27 protein-coding genes, 2 tRNA genes and 3 pseudogenes are annotated in these 24,514 nt (G+C 37.6%); 13 read left to right on the plus strand and 19 right to left on the minus strand.

What is annotated here, in order from left to right; genetic code table 11:
- Positions 1 to 228 precede the first annotated feature (228 nt).
- Positions 229 to 837: an SPOR domain-containing protein gene (locus H2677_RS14925; protein WP_212638841.1), complete on the plus strand. Its 609-nt coding sequence runs from the start codon at positions 229 to 231 to the stop codon at positions 835 to 837.
- 69 nt (positions 838 to 906) lie between these two features.
- Here the strand turns inward: H2677_RS14925 and H2677_RS14930 are convergent, their stop codons facing one another.
- The 4 genes from H2677_RS14930 to guaA form a co-directional block, all read right to left on the minus strand.
- Positions 907 to 1,560: a glutathione S-transferase family protein gene (locus H2677_RS14930; RefSeq protein ID WP_125299861.1), complete on the minus strand. Its 654-nt coding sequence runs from the start codon at positions 1,558 to 1,560 to the stop codon at positions 907 to 909.
- Between the two features lie 97 nt (positions 1,561 to 1,657).
- Positions 1,658 to 2,056, minus strand: coding sequence for an OsmC family protein (locus tag H2677_RS14935; protein WP_212638842.1), 399 nt, complete (start codon positions 2,054 to 2,056; stop codon positions 1,658 to 1,660).
- Positions 2,053 to 3,000, minus strand: coding sequence for a pirin family protein (locus H2677_RS14940; RefSeq protein ID WP_099949370.1), 948 nt, complete (start codon positions 2,998 to 3,000; stop codon positions 2,053 to 2,055). Before H2677_RS14940 ends, H2677_RS14935 begins: the two co-directional genes overlap by 4 nt.
- 221 nt (positions 3,001 to 3,221) lie before the next feature.
- On the minus strand, positions 3,222 to 4,790 hold the full coding sequence (gene guaA / locus H2677_RS14945; protein ID WP_004905594.1) for a glutamine-hydrolyzing GMP synthase: 1,569 nt from the start codon (positions 4,788 to 4,790) through the stop codon (positions 3,222 to 3,224).
- A 436-nt stretch (positions 4,791 to 5,226) separates the two neighbouring features.
- Between guaA and H2677_RS14950 the strand changes: the two genes are divergently transcribed.
- Entirely contained in the window at positions 5,227 to 6,453 is a 1,227-nt protein-coding gene (locus H2677_RS14950) for a DUF445 family protein (RefSeq protein ID WP_171065615.1), read from the plus strand.
- Positions 6,454 to 6,497: 44 nt separating this feature from the next.
- On the opposite strand, the gene H2677_RS14955 is transcribed toward H2677_RS14950, so the two are convergent.
- Both H2677_RS14955 and H2677_RS14960 read right to left on the minus strand, forming a co-directional pair.
- On the minus strand, positions 6,498 to 6,866 hold the full coding sequence (locus H2677_RS14955) for a NirD/YgiW/YdeI family stress tolerance protein (protein ID WP_129261079.1): 369 nt from the start codon (positions 6,864 to 6,866) through the stop codon (positions 6,498 to 6,500).
- Between the two features lie 139 nt (positions 6,867 to 7,005).
- A complete protein-coding gene (locus tag H2677_RS14960) occupies positions 7,006 to 7,428 on the minus strand; it encodes a DoxX family protein (protein ID WP_004956589.1) in 423 nt (140 codons plus the stop codon).
- A 238-nt stretch (positions 7,429 to 7,666) separates the two neighbouring features.
- Here H2677_RS14960 and H2677_RS14965 point away from each other — a divergent pair, with 238 nt between their 5' ends.
- A complete protein-coding gene (locus H2677_RS14965; RefSeq protein ID WP_004905607.1) occupies positions 7,667 to 8,305 on the plus strand; it encodes a DedA family protein in 639 nt (212 codons plus the stop codon).
- 16 nt (positions 8,306 to 8,321) lie between these two features.
- Here H2677_RS14965 and H2677_RS14970 read toward each other — a convergent pair whose 3' ends face one another.
- The 5 genes from H2677_RS14970 to H2677_RS14990 form a co-directional block, all read right to left on the minus strand.
- On the minus strand, positions 8,322 to 8,912 hold the full coding sequence (locus H2677_RS14970; RefSeq protein WP_004956591.1) for a LysE family translocator: 591 nt from the start codon (positions 8,910 to 8,912) through the stop codon (positions 8,322 to 8,324).
- A gap of 209 nt (positions 8,913 to 9,121) precedes the next feature.
- Entirely contained in the window at positions 9,122 to 9,511 is a 390-nt protein-coding gene (locus H2677_RS14975) for a hypothetical protein (protein ID WP_004956592.1), read from the minus strand.
- A gap of 9 nt (positions 9,512 to 9,520) precedes the next feature.
- Positions 9,521 to 10,363, minus strand: coding sequence for a ParA family protein (locus H2677_RS14980; protein WP_004905614.1), 843 nt, complete (start codon positions 10,361 to 10,363; stop codon positions 9,521 to 9,523).
- Positions 10,364 to 10,444: 81 nt separating this feature from the next.
- The gene (locus H2677_RS14985; protein ID WP_212638843.1) at positions 10,445 to 10,840 is read right to left on the minus strand and encodes a SirB2 family protein; all 396 of its coding nucleotides are present in this window, start codon (positions 10,838 to 10,840) and stop codon (positions 10,445 to 10,447) included.
- A 9-nt stretch (positions 10,841 to 10,849) separates the two neighbouring features.
- Positions 10,850 to 11,158, minus strand: coding sequence for a BolA family protein (locus H2677_RS14990; RefSeq protein WP_004905618.1), 309 nt, complete (start codon positions 11,156 to 11,158; stop codon positions 10,850 to 10,852).
- A gap of 239 nt (positions 11,159 to 11,397) precedes the next feature.
- On the opposite strand from H2677_RS14990, the gene H2677_RS14995 reads away from it, so the two are divergent.
- Positions 11,398 to 11,473, plus strand: a tRNA-Gly gene (locus tag H2677_RS14995).
- 45 nt (positions 11,474 to 11,518) lie between these two features.
- Positions 11,519 to 11,594, plus strand: a tRNA-Gly gene (locus H2677_RS15000).
- A 334-nt stretch (positions 11,595 to 11,928) separates the two neighbouring features.
- Here H2677_RS15000 and H2677_RS15005 read toward each other — a convergent pair.
- The gene (locus H2677_RS15005; protein WP_000587224.1) at positions 11,929 to 12,156 is read right to left on the minus strand and encodes a helix-turn-helix domain-containing protein; all 228 of its coding nucleotides are present in this window, start codon (positions 12,154 to 12,156) and stop codon (positions 11,929 to 11,931) included.
- Positions 12,157 to 12,268: 112 nt separating this feature from the next.
- Between H2677_RS15005 and H2677_RS15010 the strand changes: the two genes are divergently transcribed.
- The 5 genes from H2677_RS15010 to H2677_RS15030 all read left to right on the plus strand — a co-directional run bounded on the left by H2677_RS15010 (position 12,269) and on the right by H2677_RS15030 (position 15,294).
- Positions 12,269 to 12,478, plus strand: coding sequence for a hypothetical protein (locus tag H2677_RS15010; protein WP_000122748.1), 210 nt, complete (start codon positions 12,269 to 12,271; stop codon positions 12,476 to 12,478).
- Between the two features lie 19 nt (positions 12,479 to 12,497).
- On the plus strand, positions 12,498 to 13,679 hold the full coding sequence (locus tag H2677_RS15015; RefSeq protein ID WP_212638844.1) for a site-specific integrase: 1,182 nt from the start codon (positions 12,498 to 12,500) through the stop codon (positions 13,677 to 13,679).
- Positions 13,672 to 13,923 carry a hypothetical protein gene (locus tag H2677_RS15020; protein ID WP_104441254.1) on the plus strand — a complete coding sequence of 84 codons (252 nt, stop codon included), beginning with the start codon at positions 13,672 to 13,674 and terminating at the stop codon, positions 13,921 to 13,923. The genes H2677_RS15015 and H2677_RS15020 overlap by 8 nt, the downstream gene beginning before the upstream one ends.
- A 65-nt stretch (positions 13,924 to 13,988) precedes the next feature.
- Positions 13,989 to 14,537, plus strand: a complete 549-nt coding sequence (locus H2677_RS15025; protein WP_212638845.1) for a DUF1376 domain-containing protein — start codon at positions 13,989 to 13,991, stop codon at positions 14,535 to 14,537.
- Between the two features lie 10 nt (positions 14,538 to 14,547).
- Positions 14,548 to 15,294 (plus strand): ATP-binding protein, encoded by a 747-nt coding sequence (locus H2677_RS15030; RefSeq protein ID WP_078210238.1) that lies wholly within the window; start codon positions 14,548 to 14,550, stop codon positions 15,292 to 15,294.
- Between the two features lie 131 nt (positions 15,295 to 15,425).
- Here H2677_RS15030 and H2677_RS15035 read toward each other — a convergent pair whose 3' ends face one another.
- The 3 genes from H2677_RS15035 to H2677_RS15045 form a co-directional block, all read right to left on the minus strand.
- Entirely contained in the window at positions 15,426 to 18,317 is a 2,892-nt protein-coding gene (locus H2677_RS15035) for a DUF3427 domain-containing protein (protein WP_212638846.1), read from the minus strand.
- Positions 18,314 to 18,706, minus strand: coding sequence for a (deoxy)nucleoside triphosphate pyrophosphohydrolase (locus H2677_RS15040; RefSeq protein WP_212638847.1), 393 nt, complete (start codon positions 18,704 to 18,706; stop codon positions 18,314 to 18,316). Before H2677_RS15040 ends, H2677_RS15035 begins: the two co-directional genes overlap by 4 nt.
- Before the next feature lie 245 nt (positions 18,707 to 18,951).
- The gene (locus H2677_RS15045; protein ID WP_212638848.1) at positions 18,952 to 19,932 is read right to left on the minus strand and encodes a hypothetical protein; all 981 of its coding nucleotides are present in this window, start codon (positions 19,930 to 19,932) and stop codon (positions 18,952 to 18,954) included.
- A 105-nt stretch (positions 19,933 to 20,037) separates the two neighbouring features.
- Between H2677_RS15045 and H2677_RS15050 the strand changes: the two genes are divergently transcribed.
- On the plus strand, positions 20,038 to 20,937 hold the full coding sequence (locus H2677_RS15050) for a competence protein CoiA family protein (protein WP_168542678.1): 900 nt from the start codon (positions 20,038 to 20,040) through the stop codon (positions 20,935 to 20,937).
- 59 nt (positions 20,938 to 20,996) lie between these two features.
- Here the strand turns inward: H2677_RS15050 and H2677_RS15055 are convergent, their stop codons facing one another.
- The 3 genes and pseudogenes from H2677_RS15055 to H2677_RS16165 form a co-directional block, all read right to left on the minus strand.
- Entirely contained in the window at positions 20,997 to 22,058 is a 1,062-nt protein-coding gene (locus tag H2677_RS15055; protein WP_212638849.1) for an HNH endonuclease, read from the minus strand.
- Positions 22,045 to 22,611 (minus strand): GIY-YIG nuclease family protein, encoded by a 567-nt coding sequence (locus H2677_RS16160; protein WP_328706008.1) that lies wholly within the window; start codon positions 22,609 to 22,611, stop codon positions 22,045 to 22,047. The genes H2677_RS15055 and H2677_RS16160 overlap by 14 nt, the downstream gene beginning before the upstream one ends.
- Positions 22,612 to 22,665: 54 nt before the next feature.
- A pseudogene (locus H2677_RS16165) lies at positions 22,666 to 23,244 on the minus strand (class I SAM-dependent methyltransferase); the annotation flags it as partial.
- A gap of 151 nt (positions 23,245 to 23,395) precedes the next feature.
- Between H2677_RS16165 and H2677_RS15065 the strand changes: the two are divergent.
- Entirely contained in the window at positions 23,396 to 23,725 is a 330-nt protein-coding gene (locus H2677_RS15065; protein WP_212638851.1) for a DUF4236 domain-containing protein, read from the plus strand.
- Positions 23,726 to 23,870: 145 nt separating this feature from the next.
- Here the strand turns inward: H2677_RS15065 and H2677_RS16095 are convergent.
- Positions 23,871 to 23,945: pseudogene (locus H2677_RS16095) on the minus strand (SAM-dependent methyltransferase); the annotation flags it as partial.
- Between the two features lie 117 nt (positions 23,946 to 24,062).
- Between H2677_RS16095 and H2677_RS16100 the strand changes: the two are divergent.
- A pseudogene (locus H2677_RS16100) lies at positions 24,063 to 24,421 on the plus strand (IS982 family transposase); the annotation flags it as partial.
- Positions 24,422 to 24,514: the final 93 nt, after the last annotated feature.

The following is a 24,514-nucleotide window of genomic DNA, read 5'->3' on the forward strand; positions in this document are numbered from 1 at the left end:
AACTTTATAATCAATAGATGCAAGCAAAGTCCACTTTGCTTGCTTTATTATTTATATCGTTTAAGTTTAACAAATGAGAGATTCATATTCACTTTACAGAAAAAAACACTATCTTAGGTTTTATCTGATAAATAATAAGGTGAATAACGCATTATTTTTGAACATAATGCTTTGTTTATTCAATGATTCACGTTACAAATAACATAATAGGATCAAGAGGAATTTCAGGTGTTTGGAAAAACGCAACGTGGTGTATCTGAACGACCAAATAAACCCAAAAAACCACTCATACCTAAGTGGCTCGGTATGCTTGTAGCCATTTTGGCGATTCTATGTGTTGCGGTTATGTTGATGCTATGGAAACCATGGCAACCTGTACCTGCTAAAAATCAGGTGACATCAGAGCATTATCAAGAGGAAGATACCAACAAAGACTATCGCTTCTATGATCTGCTCCCTCAACAACAAGTCACTCCAATTCCTGAACAAGCTGTTCCTGAAACCAAACAGCAAGGTAATGTCGTGATTATTGAATCCCCAGCCGCAGAGGCGACAAACGCTGATGCGTCAGGAGGAATTACGCCAAGTGAGCAAACAGCTCCTGCTCAAGCCACTTATATTTTACAAGTGCGAAGCTATCCCGATCCTGATAGTGCCGATGCAAGACGTGCCGAAATTATTTTGAATGGTTTATCGGCAGATGTAGTCAAAACTGTTGAAAATGGTCAAACATGGTATCGTGTTTTTTCAGGACCATACGATAGCCAAGATGCCGCTTTAGCAGCACAACAAACACTTCAAAATAGTGGTATTGATTCGATTGTCATCAAACGTTGATCGGCAAAATATCAAATAAAAAAGGAACGCTTGATCGTTCCTTTTTTATTTAAAGCAAGATGATTTGAACTAGCCACACTCAGATTCTAAACTTTTCTGTTCGGCACGTTGAAATGCCGCGCGCTCTTGTATTCGCTGTACAAAGGCTTGAATATTTGGGTATTTCCCATGTAGACGTTTTTGTAACGCAATCAATGGGAAAGCCATTTGAATATCAGCAAATGAAAACTCACCTGCAAAATAATCATGCTCAGACAGATATTGTTCTAAATACAGAATATGTTCTTTTACACGAGGACGAATAAAACCACCTTTTACGCCATCTGTGATTTTCTCAGCAATTGGACGAATCACCCACGGTACATGCTTACTGACATTGTTCATGACTAAAGTCATCACCAAAAGCGGCATCAAAGAACCTTCTGCATAATGCATCCAATAGTCATATTGTCTTTGATCTTTCACTTGTTGGGGTTTGAACTGCTGAAGTCGATCATATTGTTGCTGCAAATAATCCAAAATCACTGCCGATTCAACAATTACATCACCATCATCTACCAAGATAGGTGCTTTGCCGAGAGGATGTATGTTTTTAAGGATTTCTGGTGCTGCATAACTGGCTGACCTTTGATAAAACTCTACTTGGTAGTCCACACCAAGCTCCTCTAATGCCCACAGTATTCGAAACGAACGTGAGCATTGCAGATAATGTAAGGTAATCATTTTGTGTGCCTGCTTGTGCTACGCAACTGTTGTTTTTTATCCCTCTAACAGTTGCGTTTAGAATTATGTTTTGCCCAAGCACAATAGCACTAAAGCCTTAAAGAATCACGGTCTGAATGTCTAAACTGCGTAACAAAGTTTTAGTGACAGGTGTCTTGCTACAGACATTGAGAAGTTTTTCTTTTAGCTCTGGTGAAACAGGTTGCTTAAAGGTGACACGACGTTCAATTCGCTCCTGTTGCTCCCGATTAGTATGAAAATCCACCTCAACCGTAAACTCACCTAAGGCTATTTCTTTATGTTGAGCATACATGCGCAATGTAATCATGGTACATGATGCTAGGCTAGCTGTAAGAAAATCATATGGTGCGGGACCTGTGTCATGTCCACCGAAAGATTCAGGCTTATCTGTCAAAAATTGATGCGTTCCACTAGTCACTTCCCCTTTCCACGGTTCAGGTAAAGTTAGAACTTTTGCACTTGCGATAACACTCATTTTGAAGCCCTCATTTGATCAGGTAGCGTTGGTGCTTCCAAGCGTTTGCCTTGATAATCTGGAATCTCACCAAAGCGTGCATCATGGTTAATCCAGTCTTCACGTGCTTGCTGCAAGTCTTCCATCGTGCGCCCTACGAAGTTCCACCACAACAAAATAGGTGATTCAAAAGGTTCACCGCCAATGAGAAGCACTCGATTACCAGATTTGATTTCAACTTCAATTTCCGTCAAACCTGTTTCTAAAACCACCATATTATCAGCAGTTAATTCATGTCCGTTCACACGAGCTTTGCCATCAAGCGCCATGAAAGCATATTCAAATGCTGGATTGAGTGGTATACGCGTTTTAGTATCCGCTTGAGCTGTTAGATCAACACCAACTAAAGGTGTATGTACTTGAACTGGAGAAAGAGTATTGAGGAAGTCACCGACTAAAACTGTAAATTCAACTTGATCTTTAACCACAACAGGAAGTTCTGGGTAATGCTCAAAGTTAGGCTCCATATTGCGCTTGTTATCAGGAAGAGCAATCCACAACTGTGCAGCATGCATTTGAGTTTCAGTATCAGGCGCGACCTCTGTATGAGAAATACCACGTCCAGCTGTCATTAAGTTTACTTGTTTTGGACGAATAAGCTGTTTTGAACCCAAGCTATCGGTATGCATCATGGTGCCTTCAATCATCCATGTAAAGGTTTGCAAACCAATATGAGGATGTGGTCCAACATCTAACCCATCTCCAGCTGGAAAGCTGACTGGCCCTGCATGATCTAGAAAGCACCAAGCACCAACTAAACGTTTTTGGCGGCTTGGCAATGCACGTTTAATCGTTGTCCCTTTTCCAATCTCTGCTGAACGGATCGTAAAATCTTGAATAAACTGATTAATATAAGTTTCACAGTCTTTTGAATCAGAAATGTCGTAATCGTTATTATTACTCATGATGTCGCTCTCTTTTACCTATGCTGTTGCAATGAGTTGTTCTGATGATCTTAACAATTCAAGTATGAATCAATATAGTGTTTTGGTAATACGCTGAGTGTTATCTTTGAGACAATATTTATGTGAGTATAGTATAGCCGCACTTATATCTTCTTTATTTTAAAAATTATACAAAAAAAGGACGCTTACGCGTCCTTTTCATTAATAACTATGCGGAAAAATTATTCCCACTCAATCGTTGCTGGTGGCTTAGATGACACGTCATAAACTACACGTGAAACATCTTTGATTTCATTCATGATACGCGTAGAGATTTTATCAACTAACTCGTATGGCAAGTGAGCGAAACGCGCTGTCATAAAGTCAACAGTCTCAACCGCACGAAGTGCAATCACCCATGCATAACGGCGACCGTCACCCACAACACCCACTGATTTCACAGGTTGGAATACCGCAAATGCTTGAGCAGTTTTGTCATACCAACCACTCGCACGAAGTTCTTGCATAAAGATGTCATCAGCAAGACGTAGAATATCTGCATATTCTTTTTTCACTTCACCCAAAATACGCACGCCCAAACCTGGACCCGGGAATGGATGACGATAAATCATGCTATGAGGTAAACCTAAAGTTGTACCTAATTTACGTACTTCATCTTTGAATAAGTCACGTAATGGCTCAACAAGATCAAAAGCTAAATCTTCTGGTAAACCACCTACGTTGTGGTGTGATTTGATGACGTGTGCTTTACCTTGTTTGCTTGCAGCAGATTCGATTACGTCAGGATAAATCGTACCTTGTGCCAAGAATTTTACGCCATCAAGTTTACGAGCTTCTTCTGCGAATACTTCGATAAACTCACGACCAATGATTTTACGTTTTTTCTCAGGATCAACTTCACCCGCTAACGCAGTCAAGAAACGCTCTTCTGCATCTGCACGGATCACACGAATACCCATGTTCTCTGCGAACATTTGCATAACTTGATCACCTTCGTTTAAACGAAGTAAACCATTATCTACAAATACACACGTTAACTGATCGCCAATCGCTTTATGCAACAATGCTGCGACTACAGATGAATCAACACCACCTGATAAACCTAAAAGAACTTTTTCATCGCCGATTTGTTTACGTAATTGTTCTACACGTAAATCAATGATGTGCTCAGGTGTCCAAAGACCACGACAACCACAAATTTTATGAACAAAGTTAGAAAGTAATTCTTCACCTTTCGCAGTGTGAGTCACTTCAGGGTGGAATTGAACGCCATAGAAACGACGTGTTTCATCACTTACAGCAGCAAAAGGACAGCTTGGTGTGCTTGCAGTAACTTGGAAACCTTCAGGAATCGCGCTTACTTTATCACCATGACTCATCCAAACATGCAGCTGGTTCTCACGATCTTGCAAGTTACCAATTAACTGGTCACGTACCAAGATATCAACTTCTGCATAACCAAATTCGTGAACTGTACCTGGCTCTACCTTTCCACCAAGTTGTTCCGACATGGTTTGTAAACCATAACAAATACCCAAAACTGGCACGCCTAATTCAAACACGATTTGAGGTGCTCGTGGGCTACCCTCTTCATGTACACTCTCAGGGCCACCTGACAAAATAATCCCGTTTGGATTAAATGCACGAATATCTTCTTCAGACATGTCAAATGCATACATTTCAGAATAGACACCCGCTTCACGTACACGACGTGCAATCAGCTGGCTATATTGAGAGCCGAAATCCAAAATAAGGATACGATCTTCAGTAATTTGAGTATTGGTCGTCATGGGATAATCATAAAGGCAAATGAATTAAGCGCCACATTCTAACATTTTTCACGCTTTGGCGCATCGCAATTCATCATCTATCTTATTTTTTAGCTTTACTTGCTAATCCCTGCTGAAATTTAAACTAAAATTTCACAACTTTTTGCCTATTTTAGAGAGTTAAATCAACAATTCTTGCCAATTCTGCTCAACACAAAGCAAAAATTGGTGCTAAGATGATGAACTGAAAAAAGCATTACCATGGAAAGGTATTCAATAGATCTCATCGTTTCCTTTTTATGTGAATGCGATGTCCTTGATAAAAGGAAAAATTAAAAGAATCTAAAGATATTGGTGTACCACCAATGTCCTAAAACATTTCATTATCATCTATGGCTTGTCTTGTCATAAGGCAACAATTAGGACTTGAAGGACCAATACAATAATGTTTCAAGAAATGATTGCAGATTTTCAACAGAATTTCTGGTTATATATTTCAATCCCTTTTATTAGTGGCTTTATTGGCTATGTAACAAAAGTGATTGCGATTCAAATGATGTTCTCACCACTTGAGTTTAAGGGGTTAAGATTATTTGGTCTTCCTATTGGCTGGCAAGGTATCGTTCCTCGCAAAGCTGAAAAAATGGCAACCACTGCCGTTGAATTGATGACCTCAAAACTGATCAAACCTGAAGAAATATTTGCACGACTCGATCCGAAACGCATCGCAAAAGAAATTGAAAAACCGCTCATGGCAGCCGCTGAAGACATCACTCGTGAAGTTGCTCAGCAATACCAACCTGGTTTATGGGAAGGGATGCCAGAGTTTGCTCGTCAAAAACTGATCAAACGTGTCCAAACCAAAGCACCTGAAATCGTTGAACACATCATGAGTGAAGTACAGCGTGATGTGTCTAAATACTTCGATATCAAACACATGGTGGTCAACAACCTACTCAAAGATAAACGCCTCCTCAATGAAATCTTTAAAAAAGTCGGCAAACAAGAATTTAAATTCTTCAGTAATGTCGGCTTTATTTTTGGATTCGCGATTGGTGTCGTACAAATGCTTTGTTGGATTGTGACACAAGGAAAATATCCTTGGATGCTTCCAATGTTTGGTGGTTTTGTCGGTTTCTTTAGTGACTGGATCGCATTACAAATGATGTTTAGACCTTTGTACCCGAAAAAAATCATGGGTTACACATGGCAAGGACTATTCATTAAACGTCAAAATGAAGTGGCTGCGGACTACGCTGCATTAATCTCGAAACAGTTACTCACCTCTCGTAACATGATGGAAGAGCTTTTTTCAGGAACTCACTCAGACAAGGTAATTGAACTGGTCAGCCGCCATGTAAAACAAGAAATTGATTTACAAGCAGGTATTGTTCGCCCATTGGTGGTGTACGCAATTGGTGGCGAGAAGTATCAAAGCCTGAAAGCTGAAGTTGCTGAACGTATTTTAAAACAGTTGCCAGATACGATGCGTTATGTTGAATCTTATGCTGAAGATGCAATGAATGTTCGTAATACCTTAGTTGATCGTATGCAACGCCTCAGCCCTGAAGAATTTGAAGGTATGTTACGCCCAGCATTCAAAGAAGATGAATGGTCATTGATTATCGTCGGTGCTGTGCTCGGTTTCCTCGTCGGGGAAATGCAAATCCACTTTATGCTCTAAGATTTTTATCAAATTTAAAAGGAAGCTAAGGCTTCCTTTTTTTATTAATGTCCGTATTTCTCAATTTTGATTACTTCGATATCCGTAGGTTTAAATCGATGTGTATCAACCTCACCGATTAAACGTACAGAATCACCAACACTTAAACGTGCTTGCTGCCATAAATCATCATCAATTTCTACAACAATGCTGCCACTCTGATCTTGAAATTCATAATGATCACTGTGTAAATGTTTGCTAATTTTTCCTGTGAGCGTCACACCAGTTTCATCTGCATATTTGACGATATCCCTAACCAGCACACTATTTTGAGCTGCTTCTTTCAACAGTACAGCATCTTGTTTCCCAGCCCATGTGTGGCTTGCAGCTATTGATAAAAGACCGACCATTAAACCTAAGCTTATTGTTCTCATTGATTCATTCCAAACAATTTAATCCTTTAATATTCAAACAAATTTCGATAAACAGTGAGATCATTTTTTGTAATAAACGGTAAATTCAAAGGATGTAAAAAAGCCCCATCAAAAGTGGGGCTTTTTTGAAACTGATTGTTTATTTTTCAATTGCGTGATCTAAACTCAGACGACCTGCACCATAAAGCATTAAGTAAAATAATCCGCCCGCCATTGCCAAGTTTTTCATAAAGTTGATCTGTTGCATTTGATCATCTGTGCCATGGAAGATGAATGCAGTAATAATACTAAACACTCCCAAACCCAAAGCAGCTAAACGAGCTTGGAAACCAAATAACAGAGCTAATCCACCACCAAACTCAACCAAGATTGTGATCGGTAATAATGCCGCTGGAACTCCCATCGACTCCATATAGCCAGCTGTAGCACCATATGCGGTCAATTTACCCCATCCAGCAATAATGAAGATATAGGCCATTAAAATACGAGCAATTAAAGTCACTGTATTTTCTACGCCAGATTGCGTTACGATATTTTTTACAACGACATTAGGATTAAACATAATCAATTCCACACTGTTTGTTTTTTAACTTAACACCAGTTTATGTATCTTCCTATTTGCAATAAACATCATATTTGTTAATACATCGTTCTATTTTAAGAACAATAGTGACTAATTTAACAGCAATTCGTTATGCTTTGCATCATTAAGTAAAGTTACTAATTAATTTGCTTTTCTTACTGACATTAGACAGACGCACTGCTAGGATTTAGCTCAAATTTATAGTGTTAAAGCCTTCATGGAACTCATTGATTTTATTCTGCACGTTGACGAACACCTTTTAGAGTTTATTAAGAATTATGGTGTCTGGATTTATGCCATTCTCTTTTTGATTATTTTTGTCGAAACGGGTTTAGTGGTGATGCCATTCCTACCAGGCGATAGTTTGTTATTCGCGGCAGGTGCGCTAGCCGCATCAACTGGTGCAATGGATCCTTGGGTTCTCGGTGTCTTGTTATTTATCGCTGCAGTTCTTGGTGACACTGTCAATTACCATATCGGACGCTACATAGGTCCTCGTGTATTTGAAATGAACTTGCGTTTCATCAATAAACAGCACTTATTTAAGACTCAAGAATTTTTTGAGCGTCATGGTGGAAAAACCATTATCTTCGCACGTTTCGTGCCATTTGCACGTACCTTCGCGCCATTTGTAGCTGGTACAGGCAGCATGAACTATAAATACTTCCTGACCTATAACGTGGTGGGGGCGTTCTGTTGGATCGCATCATTCATTACTTTGGGTTATTTATTTGGAAATATGCCAATCGTGAAAGATAATTTTACGCATTTAATTTTCGGTATCATTATTATCAGTATCTTACCGGGTGTAATTGGTTTTCTACGTCAGAAAATGCAAAGCATTAAAGCAAAATAATGCTCTGCCCCATTGATTAAAAGAAACGAAAAATCATTGGTAAGGTACAAATAATCAATAACATAGCCGATCCTTTATACAAGTGGTCGGCTTTGATTCCTACCAAACTACCAGCCAATAATGCACGCCCAAAGATCATCCAAAAAATTGATACGGGTATTAACACTAAGCTAAACACAGCGAAAACCAATAATGCATTTTCAACTGAGTCCCATGTTTCTCTTGGAAAAATTCCTGCTGCCAATAACAATGTTTTAGGATTCTTTAGACTCGAAACAAATAGTCGAGGAGTTTTAATTTGTTGATGATGCTGATTGTATTTTTGAAGATGTGAACTTTTCCATAAATGAAATGCTAGCCATAAAACATAGGCAACACTACAAACATGCAAAATGATGATTAAAGCAGGCCAAATTGGGTCAAAAAGATGGATAAATAACGCCCACAATCCGATCCCATAGATATAACCTAGCCACTCTACAGGTATATATGACAACGTTTTCAGCACGCCTTGTTGATGTGTTGAACTGGCTAATAAAGCATTCGTCGGCCCTGGAATGAGTAACACTGCGATCATCGCCAAAACAAAAAACCAACTCTCAATCATATAGATACCAACTGACTCAACATGCTCGCCACCTTATACGAAATTCGCTGCGACAAACAAGTTTTATGGGAAAAATGAACAATTTGAAATGAAGAAAATTGAAGATAGAATCAATTAAGACATTGTTATATTTATATTTTTAATGAAACATTTTGCTAAACTTTAATTGAGCATCACCAGCGTAAATACCAGTGATGCACATATGAAGATTAAGAATTTGCACGCTGTTTGACAATAATTGGGCAACCTTTAAACTTCGCAGCCTGAACAATTGCATCTTGCTGACCCAGTACATTCGCAAGCTCAGTATTTTTGGTGTTCATCGACTGACCCATATTGACTGAGATCGAAGGCCCAAAGCCCCAACCGCCTTTACCCCAGCCACCGCCAAGTCCAACTCCCACCCCTACGCCTGTGCGCTTCGGTGTTTGTACACCATTATCGATGTAATGCTGAATACGATTGTATTCTGCTTGTAGTTGCTGACAGTTTAATGACTGATATTGCGTTGGAGATACATAAGCAGGTTTAACCGTCGATGCACATGCACCGAGAAATAAGGTTGTTGCCAAAACTGGCAACCAATATAAACGCTTCATAAGCTTCTCTTATTTTTTTGCTTCAATCTCATTGAATAAAGTGACATAAGCAAGCGTCAATTTATGTTCAGCTGCGAGATGAACCAAAGGTAAATTCTTCTGATGTGATTCTTTCATCAAAACTGATGGTGGCAGCATACTTTCAAGTACAGGCAAACCATCATCTTTCAATTGTTGAACCACTTCACGTGGTAATTTTGCTTGAGCTTGATATTGATTGACCACAATACCTTCAATCTCTAAGCGATCATTATGATCATCTTGGGTTTCGATCACATTTTCAATCAAAGTTTGTAACGCACGTTTAGAGAAAACATCACAATCAAATGGAATTAATACACGATCTGCTGCAATTAATGCGGATAAAGTAAAGAAATTGAAGGCAGGTGGTGTATCAATAAAAATACGATCATAACGTGCGCTAAGCGATTGAATCGAATCACGTAATTTATAAATTTTATGTTTGCTTTCTAATGCGTGTTCTAATGAACCTAGACTTGGGCTGGCAGGAATGACATCTAAATTTTCAAATGACGAACGATGTACATAACTTTCGAGCCCTTTACCACGTGGGGCTTTCAAAATAGAACCAATTGCATTACCAATCAGTCCTTTTTGTTGTGTTGTACCTAAGACATCTTCAAAGAAGTTCTCAATGTTTGGCTCTAATGCTGTTTTATCAGCAGAATATGTCGCATCTTCACCCAAAAGGTATTGGCTCGAATTTGCCTGTGGATCAAGATCAATAACTAAGGTTCTTAGACCTTGTTTAGCACTGATTGCTGCCAAATTGACTGTGATACTTGATTTTCCCACACCACCTTTTTGGTTAAATACCACACGAGTTAACATGATTTCCCTCTACAAGATTTTTTGTAAACTGCACGCAGTTTAACCTAGTGCTAAAACAATTACTAAAACAATGTCAAACAATCATGCAAAAACTGGCTTGATCATAACTAAGCCCAGAATACCCACTAAGGCCACTGTTCCGATCAATAAACCAGCACGACGTTGAACCAAAAGCACCGTATCATCTTTTTTATACATTTTGATCATCGAAGACCACAGTACAAAAAATAGGATGACTTTGGCATAGAACCACGACTCGACTTGGAAGTTTTTCATATAAACCAACACAGCACCCGTAACAATAATTAAAGTTAACGATAAATGCTGTAACCCCACGATCGCTTTACTTGAACTTGTATTTGGCTGTTGATTATCTCGCAATCCAATAAACAAAGTTGCAGCACGAGCGACAAATACTAGAATGAGCAAACTCACCGCTGACATATGGATAATTTTGGTAATTAAATGCGCGTCCATAGTCGATTCCTAGTTTTTGGGTGCATGGGCACATTCAGGACTTGCTGGTGCTTGTCCTTGCCATTCTGAAGGGATATAAGCATGTATAGCTAAGGCGTGAATTTTCCCAGGACTCATCAATTCCGCAGCAACCGCATAAATTTTCTGATGACGTTGCACGAGACGTAAACCTTGAAACTCTTCACTGACCACCACAACTTTAAAATGGGATTCTTTACCTGGAAAGTATCCACCATGACCTGAAGATTCATTGATAACTTCAAGGTGAGTTGGGTTTAACGTGTTTAAGCGCTCAATTAACTGTTGTTCTAAGTTCATCATTCACTCTGTAAATCAGATTGAGATAGTACATTGATTATACATAACTACTTGCATGAGGTCTGTGATGATTTCGGAGATACAAACGCAGAGTATCTTGGCAGAATAGATTAAAACTTCGCCTCTAAAGGTTGGTTTTTCGGTATTTTCTAGATAAATGCTTTTATTTTATGCAATTAAGCAAAAACTTTGCATAAAGTTGTTGACCCTTGTTTTGCTTAATGTATTATAGCTGGCACGCGGGAATAGCTCAGTTGGTAGAGCATAACCTTGCCAAGGTTGGGGTCGCGAGTTCGAGTCTCGTTTCCCGCTCCAGATTGGTTTTTTTAAGTGTAAGTTTTAGTAAAAACTGCTCAATATGCGGGAATAGCTCAGTTGGTAGAGCATAACCTTGCCAAGGTTGGGGTCGCGAGTTCGAGTCTCGTTTCCCGCTCCAAATTTAAAAGGCCCTAGTCGAAAGATTAGGGCTTTTTTCTTGTTGATTTTATTATATTTTTGAAAATTCCGCCTTCCTTTGTGATTCAATTCAATAAAAAATATTCTTAATGTAATTTGTATTTTGTGACCAAGATGTGACCATGGCGTGCCCACGACAATAAAAATGGTCTTAATTGATCTCAAATGCTCTCATTTCATCACTACTTTTTAGCCCCCTCAGAGCTTTTTTGGCTTTAAAAAACACCAAACTCTTTTCAAAGCACAGTGTTTTTTACCAATCGTTCAATAATTTGTGACCATTTTACTTTTTGATGTGACCATTTGTGACCAAACTAATCATTATCATTTTGATTATTATCAATTTTCTTAAAAATCAATAAATCACCCACTCCCACATCTAATGCAATACAAATTTTATCAATGGTTTCAAAATCAATCCGTACAGATTCATCATTATAAAGTTTGTGCAAAGTAGATTTATTAATTCCAGTACTTCTTACCAAATCAGCAACCTTAAGTTTCCTTTCTGCTAATAAAACTGCCAAGTTTGAAATAATCATAAAATTTCCTACTTAAATCATAAAAAGTACTTGCAACAACATAAAAATATGATAATTTATGTCTTAGGAATAATTTTTCCTAGTTACCTAGTAAAAAATATGAGGCTCTATTATGTCATATACCTATCTCACAGCCCAGCAACTGGCTGAAAAAATCCAGTACGACGCTCGTACTATTCGCAACCAGCTAAAGGACAGTGTCTTTATTGAAGGTGTTCACTACATCCGTCCTTTTGGTGGCCGCAAAATTCTTTTTGTTTGGGAACGTATTGAAACTGAAATGCTTAAATTCACTGGTTTAAGCATGGATGCCCTGCAATAAGGCTTAGGAGGTTTAACTGATGGCTACCATCCGGGAACGAAGTGGCAAACTGATTGCCGATTTTCGCTACATGGGCATTCGTTGCAGAGAAACAACTAGTCTTGAAGACAATGCCTATAACCGTCGTATTTTGAAAAAACGTCTCGAGCAGCTGGAGGCGGAAATTACTTTGGGAACTTTTGAATACGAAAAGTACTTCCCAAAAAGTAACCGTGTTGAGGAGTTTAAGGAAAAAAGAAGTCAGCAAATCGCTGTACAAACCAAAGTGCCTCTTTTTAAAGAGTTTACTGAATTGTGGTTTAAGCAGAAACAAGTTGAATGGAGAACCTCATACCAGCAAAAGGTTTCAATTGTGATCAAAAACTATTTGATTCCTGCTTTTGGTAATCAGGTTCTCTCGAAAATCAAGAAGTCAGACTTGCTGAACTTCCGTGCCTCTCTCGCCAAAGTGACACACGGAAAAAATCAGACAAGTCTGAAAGCATCGAGAATCAATCAAATCATGACGCCTTTACGTATGATACTCAATGATGCGGCTGAACGATACGAGTTTGAGTCGCCTTATAAAAATATTAACAATCTGAAGGAAAGCAAGATTGAAGTCACACCTTTTTCTCTGGAAGAGGTGCATAAAATTCTTACCACAGTGCGTGAAGACTTCCGCCCCTATTACACCATTCGCTTTTTTACGGGTATGCGCACCAGTGAAATCGATGGTCTGCAATGGAAAAATATCGACTTACAACGTCGGGAAATCCACATTCGTGAAGCATTAGTGAATGGGGAGCTTGGTGGAACCAAAACTTATGGTTCTGACCGTACCATCCAAATGAGTGATCGGGTTTATCAGGCCTTTCTGCAACAGAAAAGCCTCAACAACGGAAAATCGGACTTCGTCTTCTGCAACCGTGATGGCGGTCCTCTAGACTACCGTTTAGTTAATAAACGTGTATGGCACCCTATCCTGCGCTTTTTAGGATTAACGCCTCGTCGTGCTTATCAGACACGTCACACAGCTGCCACACTTTGGTTATCTGCGGGTGAAAATCCGGAATGGATCGCACGTCAATTGGGACATTCAACGACTGAAATGCTATTCCGAGTCTATAGCCGTTACATCCCCAATATTACGCGCCGCGATGGCAGTGCATTTGAAGCCATGTTGGAAAAACTAAATACAGAGGAGCTTGCACATGAATAGTAAAGCTTTCTTTGGTGGTGTGGTCGTCAGCCCTGAAGCAGATTTGGTCGCTCGTGAATTAATCCATGAGCTACACATTCCCAAACTGCACAATCTGGCCTTTTTGCTGGAAATCAATAAATGCTTCGATGATCACCAAGCATTAAGACTCTGGCTACAGCGAATGCTAGATGAAGGGCAAGCTCATTACGATGACTTGGCTCAACAGGCCCGTCTCCGCTTAATGAGTCTCGCTCACTCATAAAACAAACATAAAAGGTCATCAAATCGATGACCTTAGCCCCTTTATACCTATAAAAAGGTAAACATATGAATAAAGATATTTCAATTTGGATGCCACTCTATATTGGCGACCTACAGGCGAAATTTGCACGAATGACAGCAGAACAAATTGGTGCGGCACTGCTGTTAATGATGGATTTCTGGAAAAATGGTGCCATTCCTCATGATTTAGCAACGGTATGCAGCATCACGAAATTACCGCAGCACACCAAGGCTAAAACTTTGTTAAATACGCTGATGGCCCTAGAATTGTTTGAAGTCGAGTCTGAGCAGATTCATTCAAATTTCTTAAGCAGTTTAAAAAGCCAGGCATTGCAAAATCAGCAAATGAAATCTGATAAAGCTAAAAATGCAGCTCAAGCACGTTGGGGAAAATCCGCTAGTAATGCTCAAGCATCAACCAAGCAACGAAAAGTAAATGCTCAAGCAACTCCTGAGAAGAGCTCGAGTATTACTCAAGCCATGCTTGAATCATGCCCTTCATCTTCATCTTCATCTTCATCTTCATCTTCATCTTCATCTTCAAATTTTGAAGAAAAAAATGAGAATTTTTTAGAAAATTCAAAGTGGATTTAGGAGATCAGTCATGAATACCATGCTTAAAACACTCCAGTTTCGCGCAGAAACAACGGAAACACTTTGCCCTACCCATGATGTACCCTTGATAGAAATTGCAGGTCACAGGATCTGTAAATTGTGTGCCAAAGAAACCGTCCAACACTCACATGCAGCCTATGAGAATGAACTGCAACAGCGATTACTAAAACAGAAAATTAAAAATTCAGGACTCAATAAACGCTACCTGGATCGTGGCTTCAAGAATTATGTAGTTGCATGTACTGCACAAGACAATACCATCAAGCTATGTCAGGCTTTTGCACAGCAGATTATTTCTGACCACAACCCGAACATGTTGATGATTGGTACACCGGGTACAGGTAAAACCCATCTGAGTGCGTCAATTATTCGCAACATTCTGCATAACAGTACAAAATCTGCACGCTACTATACCAGTGCAGAAATTGCTCAAAAAATGATGGATACCTGGTCAGATGCTTCACGCTCTGAGAAAGAAGTCATCGACCATTTCTCCAGTTTTGATTTATTGGTGATTGATGAATATGGCCTGCATGACCGGCATGAAAAACGTCTAGAGATGGTGCATAAGGTCTTATATAGTCGTTATGACAATATGAAATCTACCCTGCTGATTTCCAATTTCACAGTCCAAAATATGCAGCGGGATTTAGGTGTCCGATTATGGTCACGATTACATGAAAACAATTTGATTGTAGTACCGTGTTATTGGGATGATCGACGAATAAGCGGATAGCCAAACTCTTTGCTCAAGCCAATTATCTTCCGAGATAATTGGCTTTCTTTCTAAAGATTCAGAACATCTAACCCAGCAGATAACTCTCGGTTTCCACAATCAATATCCTATTAAGTTTGAACTAATACATATTATATATTTACAAGATATTTATATAATCCATTTTCAACAGGCTTATTTATTCTAAAATCAATTTTAACAACAGAAACAGGACCAGCATCTGTTTGCATTAAAGTCTCTTGTACACTACCTTCGATATAACTTAGAAAACCGATAAAATAGAAATCAACACCTTCATCATCATCTTTTTTCACGAATAAAGGTAGCAATGTTCCTTGTTGCTGTGCATTTAAAATCACCTGAACATCAGGACTAGAAATTTTTCTTTTTGATTTAGACATCCACTGAAAATGTTGCGGATCAATGAACTTATCTTCATATTTTGTACTATCAGAAATATCATCTGCTTTATGATAGGTGACAAATATTGGGCAATTTGATTTATCTTTACTGGCTAAATATCCACCCACATTTTGTGGGTTTTGATTTTTTTCCCAATTTAAAATACGGAATACATCTTTACGTCCATATTTCGCATAATAAACAAAACCACGGTTGAATTTAACTATATCAAAATCTTTAAAATATTTACTGATTGCATACTGCACATTATCATTTAAGAATTTTTTAAAAGTAGAGTTTTTAAGAGCTTTCTTTAAATCATTAGAAGCAAAAAAATAAGAATTTCTTATCCCTAAAGAACTCATTACCCCATGATCTTTAAAATATTTAGTCGGGTTAAAAACCATATTTAAATTATTAAGTATGGATACCAAATCATCTTTAGAAACACTGATTTGATATCTTTCCTTTACTTCATATTGGAATGTTTCGACCTCTATTACATCTTGATCGTATTGAATAATTTTCTCTAAAAGCAATGATTCTAGTACACGCTTTGTATTGTTAATTTCTAGAGCATAGAATTGTAATAACGCCTCTTCGAACTCATTTAAAGTTGGTGTAATTTTTTCTATCGGATTTATAAAGGAATAATAAGATTTTGCATAATTAACAAAACTAAATGGATCTCGCAAATCGGTTTGTAGAAAATCCATCATCATCGGCATACGACCAAGCCGAGTCTTTAATAACTTGTAATCATTCACTAAATCTTTTTTCATTTGAAAATTAGAATTATTAATCGAAGCAAAGATTTTTTCTTTAGCAATTTCATCAAAATGAATCGTCGATGCACCTGGTAATAATGAACCACCACTCGTCACTAATTTGCGCAATTGATCCTTATTAAATGAGCTGTCACCAAATAAAGCCATTGGGATTAGAAAGTTCTTTTCATAATTGCCAATGAAATCGATAACGGTCAGGTATTCTTTAGTTGCAGTTTTTCGTAGTCCACGACCTAATTGTTGGACATAAATAATCGATGACTCTGTTGCTCGTAGAAAAATTACTTGATTAATTTTAGGAATATCAATTCCTTCATTAAAAATATCAACCGTAAAAATCATTTCAATACGATGATTATCTGCCGAGCTGATTGACTCGATCGCAGCTGTTCGCTGTTCCGTACTATTCTCACCACTTAAAGCTATACTTTGAATCCCTAAGAGATTCATTTTCCCTGCAAGCTCTTTCGCTTCTTTAACGCTAGAACAAAAAACTAAGGCTCTTAATTCACCGCTATCTGTACCAAACTTATCTGAAGCTTCTTTGATCTTTCGAGCACGCTCATCACTAATTAAATGACCAAAATCAGTATTATCATCAATCAGCTCACCATCTATTTCTAAATCTGAAATTCCAAAATAATGAAAAGGACAAATGAGATTACATTCCATGGCTTTTTTAAGCCTAATCTCATAGGCTATGTTGTAATCAAATGCTTTGAAAATATCAATACCATCGCTTCTTTCTGGAGTCGCGGTCATACCTAAAAGAAATTTAGGTTTGAAATATTCTAAAATTTTTAAATAGCTAGCAGAGCCTGAACGATGACTTTCATCTATTACGATATAGTCAAAAGCCTCTGGTGAAAATTGAGTTAAATGATGATCTCTAGATAAAGACTGTATAGTGGCAAAAATATTATTGTACCCAGCTATATCTCGATTAGATCCTGAAAAAATAGCAGATTTAAAATCGGTCCCGAATACATTTTTGAAAGTCTGTTGTGCATCAAGAAGAATATTTTCTCGATGCACAATAAAAAGCATACTTTTTGCTTTGAAATTGCGTATATCAAAAGCCGAAAGATAAGTCTTTCCTGTACCTGTTGCAGAGATGAGTAAAGCCTTAGAAACATTGCCCTCTCGTAATTTTTCCAAACTACTCAAGGCTTCTTGTTGCATTAAATTAGGTGTAATTGAACTAGAAAGCTTTATGTTCTGTTGTGGTAGTTTCTGAACAAAGTGTTTTTGGGCCTGATATATTTCACTATATTGTGCTAAATACTCGTCAGTCAATTCTTGTGCATCATTAAATAAAGTCTTTTTTTTAAGCAGCATATCTCGCATAATTTTACTTTGAGGTAAAGCTCGAATAAAAATATTGAGCTCTTCATTTTTACTCAATGCATTAGCAGTTAAATTACTACTACCTAACAACACACTTATATGATCTTCACGCTGGAATAGGTAGGTTTTCGCATGTAAATCAGATTTCGTATCGATACGGACCTCAATATTCTTAAACTTTTTTAGTCTTTTTAGTGCATCTGGTTGAGTAAAATTAAGATACTGAGAAACTAAAATTCGACCAGGAACATTCCTGCGTTGTAAATTCTCTAGCAAAGAATAAAGTGTATTAAAACCACTCATGCTCAAAAAAGCTGTAGTGAACCAAAACCTTGTGCAATGTTCTAATTCACCTTCAAAGGTATTGATCACTTTTTCTAATGGATAATTATTTTGTACCAACTTAGTTTGATAAATATCTTCTGAATAGGAAGATTGATCAATGAAGCTTGTAATTAACCCTTTACTCAATGCATCTAGAATCATTTTGTTTGCAACTTATCAACAATAGGTAAATCTGCTGCTGCCCAGTCGAGAGTAGTTAGTTCATCGATAGTCAACCATTGATAATCCACATGTTCTAATAACTGTAAATTTTTATCATTGCTATGACATAAGAATGTATTCAAAGAAATACTGAAGTCAGGATAGTCATAGTCAACCGTAATAAGATGTGAATGTACTACAATCTCCATGTTTAATTCTTCTTGAATTTCACGAATAATTGCTTGCTCTGGCGTTTCATCTTGCTCAACTTTCCCACCAGGAAATTCATATTTCAAAGAAATATAATCATATTTAGATGGTGCTCTTTGTACACATAAAATTTTATCTTCATGTTTGATTACGGCAGCAACAACAGCAATTTTTTTCATAGACAATATTTTTTAGATAAATGAGAATCTTACTATAAGCATAAGACTTAGATAAGACAGGCGTGTAATAATTAAACATTTTGAATAGCTATCAAAATAAGACCGTCTCTTATCAAGTTTGTGGGGTCAATCCGAACCCTCTTACTTTTCAAAAATTTCATGTTTAAATGTAGTGGCCGTACAATCGCCCACTTATTTTTAAAAATCACATTTACATATAACAATTTACCCATGTAAATTATGATTTATTTTAGTTGCTCACCTTTCAGTGTCACACGATCAAAACTATACACATGGGCAAAAGGACTCTCAACGCACCGTCCCACTAAAGGCATCTTTTGATCTGGTTTCCCACTTTTTAAGAGGACATCAGAAGCACATATCGGGCATGTACCTTTAAACTTTGTCACCCGAGTAATTTGATTTCTCTCTTTATCCCGATACATTTCAAGATCAGCATGATCTTCAGCGAATGAAATAAAACTCATAGGGGCTTTAATTACACGATGCTCTGGTAAATTCCATAACGGAATTGCCCAGTACTTAAACATAATAAATGAAAAGAAAATCAGACAACTAATCCAAAATAAGTCCAACGATGTAAAAGATTGTTCATCACTAACCAATACCAATGAAAAAATAAAAACATAAATAGCCCAGCCAATCACACTACCAAAGAGTACGGTAATCATTACCAGTCCTCTCAAGCTCTTATTTTTTAACTCGCCATTTTTAAAAATGAATTTATAAAACCACGACAGTTGAATGTCGGCAGGATTATTTCGCTCATAATGAACAATATTATCTTCAGGACTCTGATTATCTTCATCAACTTTAGCTGTAATTTTTTTTATTTCCAACCAATATATTCGCTCATTCCCCTTCCCACCCTTAGTATCATTTGTATTTACAAATGGGATGTATCCAAGCTCATCAAACACTGCACTGTGCCGGTGAATAACACACTTTAAAAAATCATTTAATCGTGAGTCATTGATCCATTTTCCAAGTTCTTTAGAATCCATTCTTTCCGCTGACAATTTTCCATCAACAGCAGCTTTCAATTGCTGCCTGGAGTAAGTAACTTTCTCTTCAAAACCACTCTTATAACTCTCAATTGTTTTTTCAAATAACACCTTTAAACAATCATACGCCCTGTTGATCGTAGGCTGGTTCACTAGTAAGCCATAAAATAATTTTAGTACTTTTATTTCTATTTCAGTCACTTATACACCCCACTTACCCGTATTACCCCTGTTAATACGGTGTTTTAGCGATTAAATCACAGTCATAGTAGAAGAGTAAATTAACTTGCTAAAGGATTTGTACTCATGACTATGTATGTTGCTCTCAATGAAAATAATAATCTGGTCCAAATAGAAAATGTTGAACGTGGCTTAGCGTGTAAATGTACTTGTTTTGAATGCGGTGAAACTGTCATTGCACGCAAAGGTGATATCAAAGAGCATCATTTTGCACATGCCAGCAATAAGGAGAGCTGTAACATTAATCCAGAATCTGTACTACACAAATACGCCAAAGAAGTCATTTTAGAATCTATGGGTTTAATGCTTCCTGCGGTCCCAAATACTGAAGACAATGAAGCTGCATGGTGGACATTTGACAAAATTATTCCTGAATTTCACTTAGGGTTAATTCGTCCTGATTTAGCCTGTTATTACAATGATGAACCAGTATTTATTGAAATTGCTGTCACACATTTTATTGATGAGAATAAACTCAAGATCATTGAATCAATGAACGTTAATACATTAGAGATTGATTTATCGAGCTTATTACAGACTGAACTTGTAATACCAAGTGAACAAGCAAAGAAACTGATCCTTGAAAGTCTGGATCATAAAAGTTGGCTTTATCCTCAAGCCCCTAAAGTGATTAAAAATGGAGTTGAAGGGAAAATATCTAAAAATCCACTTAAAGCAACTGAACAACTCGCAACAAACACGACTCCTAATGTTTCATCTTGGGAAGATTATCAATTTACCATCAATGGAATATGGGTACGTGCTCGCAAATTTTCGAGTGGAATGCTATCCGTGAATTGTATTTACAACCCCGAAATCATTGCAATTCTAAAGCAATGGCGGAATGAAGGTGGTGGCCGTTTTGATCAAAAATATCGTTCATGGAACTATTGGCAACCGTTCTCTGCTACCGTCTTAGAAAGGTTAGAACAAATGCACACACCCAAAGATATAAAGCACTACTAAGGTGCTTTATATCTTTATTACATTCAAGTACTTAAATATATCTATTGAAAATAAATTCTTTAATACACTTGGGCTAATATCTTTTTATCTTTTCCCCCCAACCAAACTAAATACTCATTCTCTATTGCCTGCTTATACGCCCAGTCGGCAACCCGATGCGAACGTTGCAGATCGGTTAGAAAACCTAATTGAGAAATCTCTCGAATAATAGATTGATCATGCAGATGATTACGCTCCTGCCACTGATGTAAGAATTGCTGTGATGCTAAATAATTACTTTTTTGTGAGTTGCATTTTTCATCCGCCAGGACAAAGTTATGTCCGGTATCGGCAGGATATAAAGACCATGGAATAAAATGATCCACTGCATATTTAGATTTTTTTAGGCTTTTACCGCAATAAAAACACTGGCATTCTTGCAAATCAATCAGAAAGTCTGCGACCTGTCCTAGTTGGTTACGACTCGGTGCAAACATGAATTCATCTAGGTCAGGTAACCCATCTAATACAACCAGGTTCTGCTTATTCAGCCGGACAAAATCAATCCAGCGCTTCTGGCACAGCTCTTCAATAATTTCACTAAACTGTCTCAAACAATACATCACTTTGGGTAAAAGCTTGAGGGACTGTTTGGAGTCTTCAAGGCAATAGAGAAATTCTACCGTTTGACCATTCAGATTCTGCAAATATACCACCGGCATTTGCTTTACCGTTGTTGCAACTGCTCGCTTCAACCTGTTCCAGTAAAGTACATCCTTTCTCAACGCAGCCAAGGTCTTGAATTGTTGCTGTGCATTCTGGATTTCAGTGATGATCTTTGCCTGCTTACCAGTGCTTTGATGAATAGTAAAAGGCTCATACTGGTTAAACTGAAACGGCAGTGACTGTTTCCAGTATAGGTCAATAAACTTTTCAGCAATATCCTGATATTCCAAATGCAAGGCAGCACCGGTATCTTGACCCTGTTCAATCGCCAGACGCGTGATACTGATCAGCAAAGCAAACTTATATGTCGAAGTAAAAGTCCCTGACTGCAATATCTGCTGAATATGCTTCAAGAATTTCAGCTGCTCGTTGGGTGTAGGTTTATAATTTTCTATAAAGTGATTATCCTGCCACATGTTGAAGCTTCACCTGTCTTTGTAATCCTGCTTCCGTAGCGATTTCCATCATTTTCGCATTTTGAATGGCTTTTTTACGCATAGCTGAAAGGGTTTCTTTAAACTCGTGCTGATTACCTTTCAAATTGAGTGGCAGTATCGTTTGCTTAAAAACTTTTTCTTCAACATTCCAAGGTTCTTCACAAATTATCCAAGACACATACGCATTATCTTCAAGCCATGCATCCAGCCATTGTTCACCTGAATGCGTGAAAGTCATGCGATTACCTGACCCTACTCTTCTAAGCGGATACCCACTCATCTCAGCCAGAAGTATGCCCAATGTTCGTCTTAGTGTTGAACCTTCTGCGTTACCTGTAAAGTGTGTTTTAAGCCGTATTCTCAAGTTTGATTTACTATTTGGTTTAGTCTTTTTGTCAGGCGATATGCCAACATACAACAAAGTGTATTCTTGATACGTTATACAGTTTTTTGTTGGGATTCCCGGTGGATTTGTTTTGAACCACCAAAAATAAATCCCGTGTTCTGCAGGAATCAAAGAGGGCTCTTTCATTAACTCGGCACGACTGTATAAACGCTGCGGGTAATAATCAAAAGCATGTGATTGCTTTTTCCATATTACGTTGATCCACTCTTCTGTACGGTCTGGACGTTTATCTACAGTAATCCATTGCTGTAACAATAAAGCCTGATCAATCTGTTTGATTAACTCATGCGCTTGCTGCTCATTCAAGTCAGTAAAGCTACGTCCGTCTTTCTCACGGTCTGTATTGCCATATTTAAAAGACATGTAACACACGCCATTTGGTTTTAATGCTTTGAATATAAGCCCCAGTACTTCAGGCAAACGATCTCTGTCACAGTGTAAAAGAGAAGCACAGGCCCAAATGCCATCGTATTTATTATTCTCAGCTAGGTCATAAAAACTTTGCTGACGTACTTCAATATTGGTCAGTTCCCTAGCCTTTTTAACCAGCTCGGCAGAATAATCAATTGCCTCAACTTGATAGCCTTTTTTTTTAAACGCCAAAGTGTCCCGCCCCGAGCCACAGCCCAAATCCAAGATCAATGCCTGTTCGGGCAAATATCTTAGAAATGGTGCGTAAAGACTTTCCATCTCAACCTGATAGGTATTTTCAAAAAATGCTTGAGCATGTTGATTGTAATAATTTGATGTTTGATTCATTGTCTAAAAGCCAATATCTTATGTTAAAGAACATACTGATATTTCACTAGATAAGTCAAATGATCAGTCCTATGAATGAATCAAACTCTTATTTCACTGTATCCGGACAACTGAGATAGAAACCAAACTGGTTCTTGTAAATGGAAAAAATATGGGCTTCAGATTTCGCAAGAGTATTAAAATATTACTTGGATTAAAAATCAATCTGACGCATAAAGGCATCAGCAGTGCAAGCATTGGCACACCTAGTGCTTCTTTAAATATTGGCAAAAAAGGCACCCGAACCATCGTTGGTATTCCTGGCACAGGCCTATCCTATTCCAAGCACCAGCCCTATAAAAACAGAGCCGGCAACCAAGAAAACCCTGCTCAGGAACAACAACCGCTCTATACATCACATACTGAGCAACCCAAATCGAATGTCTGGATTTGGGTGATTTTTGGATTATTTTGTTTTATTGTCGGGGCAATTATTTTTTGAATTTAGCCATTCTTTGTACCCCATAATATCCACTGCTAGGCAAAATTTAATTCATTCATTACTATGGACGGATATTAAAATACAATATAGGCTGCCGCTGATGTCTGATAATGACAGTACTCTGGATTATGATGAAAATGATTTAATCGATCTCAACCTGATAGGTATTTTCAAAAAATTCTTGAGCATGCTGATTATAATAATTTGACGTTTGATTCATTGCATAAAAGCCAATATTTTATGTTAACCCGAATCTCGGATAAGGAATAAACTTGAAAAAGAAAAGGACTAGAGCCATCAGTTGAGTTACCACAACAAACTTACAACTCTATTCCTTATGTTCGATAGTACTCAATTATTCTGTGTCATTGATGATTTTTTCTACAATTTGAAGCTGTCTATTTGAAATTTCTAAGACATAACTGTACATGCTCAAGAACTCGTCATGCCCAACTGAGTATTTCTGAAATTATATTTACTGCTATTTGATATAAGTGTTCTCATTCAATAATTTCAAAGCATTATTTACATCATTGAAAGAAACTAAACAAAAACCATTTATTTAAACAGCGTCCTTGCTATCAACGTATGATTTATCTAATCAATACCCATCAACTAGCTTTACATGCATTGCATCTCAATTTGATTGCAAAATACTGGATAAAACGACCATCTATTCTCATGTGTTCAATACAATGCTCAATCACCAACAGATATAGAAAAGAATTATTTTGTATAGACGTGACTTAGCAATCCACCGTTGGATTTTTCTTGTAAGAAATGTTTTTT

Origin of the sequence: Acinetobacter junii (assembly GCF_018336855.1) — a bacterium.
Classification (GTDB): Bacteria; Pseudomonadota; Gammaproteobacteria; order Pseudomonadales; family Moraxellaceae; genus Acinetobacter; species Acinetobacter junii.

Coding starts and splice junctions, on each gene's coding strand:
- H2677_RS15020 (WP_104441254.1), top strand. CDS start 13,672: ATGAATAGTAAAGCTTTCTTTGGTGGTGTGGTCGTCAGCCCTGAAGCA.
- H2677_RS14935 (WP_212638842.1), bottom strand. CDS start 2,056: ATGAGTGTTATCGCAAGTGCAAAAGTTCTAACTTTACCTGAACCGTGG.
- guaA (WP_004905594.1), bottom strand. CDS start 4,790: ATGACGACCAATACTCAAATTACTGAAGATCGTATCCTTATTTTGGAT.
- H2677_RS15035 (WP_212638846.1), bottom strand. CDS start 18,317: ATGATTCTAGATGCATTGAGTAAAGGGTTAATTACAAGCTTCATTGAT.
- H2677_RS14970 (WP_004956591.1), bottom strand. CDS start 8,912: ATGATTGAGAGTTGGTTTTTTGTTTTGGCGATGATCGCAGTGTTACTC.
- H2677_RS14990 (WP_004905618.1), bottom strand. CDS start 11,158: ATGAACTTAGAACAACAGTTAATTGAGCGCTTAAACACGTTAAACCCA.
- H2677_RS15025 (WP_212638845.1), top strand. CDS start 13,989: ATGAATAAAGATATTTCAATTTGGATGCCACTCTATATTGGCGACCTA.
- H2677_RS14950 (WP_171065615.1), top strand. CDS start 5,227: ATGATTGCAGATTTTCAACAGAATTTCTGGTTATATATTTCAATCCCT.
- H2677_RS15040 (WP_212638847.1), bottom strand. CDS start 18,706: ATGAAAAAAATTGCTGTTGTTGCTGCCGTAATCAAACATGAAGATAAA.
- H2677_RS15005 (WP_000587224.1), bottom strand. CDS start 12,156: ATGATTATTTCAAACTTGGCAGTTTTATTAGCAGAAAGGAAACTTAAG.
- H2677_RS14930 (WP_125299861.1), bottom strand. CDS start 1,560: ATGATTACCTTACATTATCTGCAATGCTCACGTTCGTTTCGAATACTG.
- H2677_RS14985 (WP_212638843.1), bottom strand. CDS start 10,840: ATGGACGCGCATTTAATTACCAAAATTATCCATATGTCAGCGGTGAGT.
- H2677_RS15010 (WP_000122748.1), top strand. CDS start 12,269: ATGTCATATACCTATCTCACAGCCCAGCAACTGGCTGAAAAAATCCAG.
- H2677_RS14965 (WP_004905607.1), top strand. CDS start 7,667: ATGGAACTCATTGATTTTATTCTGCACGTTGACGAACACCTTTTAGAG.
- H2677_RS16160 (WP_328706008.1), bottom strand. CDS start 22,611: ATGAAAGAGCCCTCTTTGATTCCTGCAGAACACGGGATTTATTTTTGG.
- H2677_RS14960 (WP_004956589.1), bottom strand. CDS start 7,428: ATGTTTAATCCTAATGTCGTTGTAAAAAATATCGTAACGCAATCTGGC.
- H2677_RS15015 (WP_212638844.1), top strand. CDS start 12,498: ATGGCTACCATCCGGGAACGAAGTGGCAAACTGATTGCCGATTTTCGC.
- H2677_RS14980 (WP_004905614.1), bottom strand. CDS start 10,363: ATGTTAACTCGTGTGGTATTTAACCAAAAAGGTGGTGTGGGAAAATCA.
- H2677_RS15050 (WP_168542678.1), top strand. CDS start 20,038: ATGACTATGTATGTTGCTCTCAATGAAAATAATAATCTGGTCCAAATA.
- H2677_RS14955 (WP_129261079.1), bottom strand. CDS start 6,866: ATGAGAACAATAAGCTTAGGTTTAATGGTCGGTCTTTTATCAATAGCT.
- H2677_RS15065 (WP_212638851.1), top strand. CDS start 23,396: ATGGGCTTCAGATTTCGCAAGAGTATTAAAATATTACTTGGATTAAAA.
- H2677_RS15030 (WP_078210238.1), top strand. CDS start 14,548: ATGAATACCATGCTTAAAACACTCCAGTTTCGCGCAGAAACAACGGAA.
- H2677_RS15055 (WP_212638849.1), bottom strand. CDS start 22,058: ATGTGGCAGGATAATCACTTTATAGAAAATTATAAACCTACACCCAAC.
- H2677_RS14940 (WP_099949370.1), bottom strand. CDS start 3,000: ATGAGTAATAATAACGATTACGACATTTCTGATTCAAAAGACTGTGAA.
- H2677_RS14975 (WP_004956592.1), bottom strand. CDS start 9,511: ATGAAGCGTTTATATTGGTTGCCAGTTTTGGCAACAACCTTATTTCTC.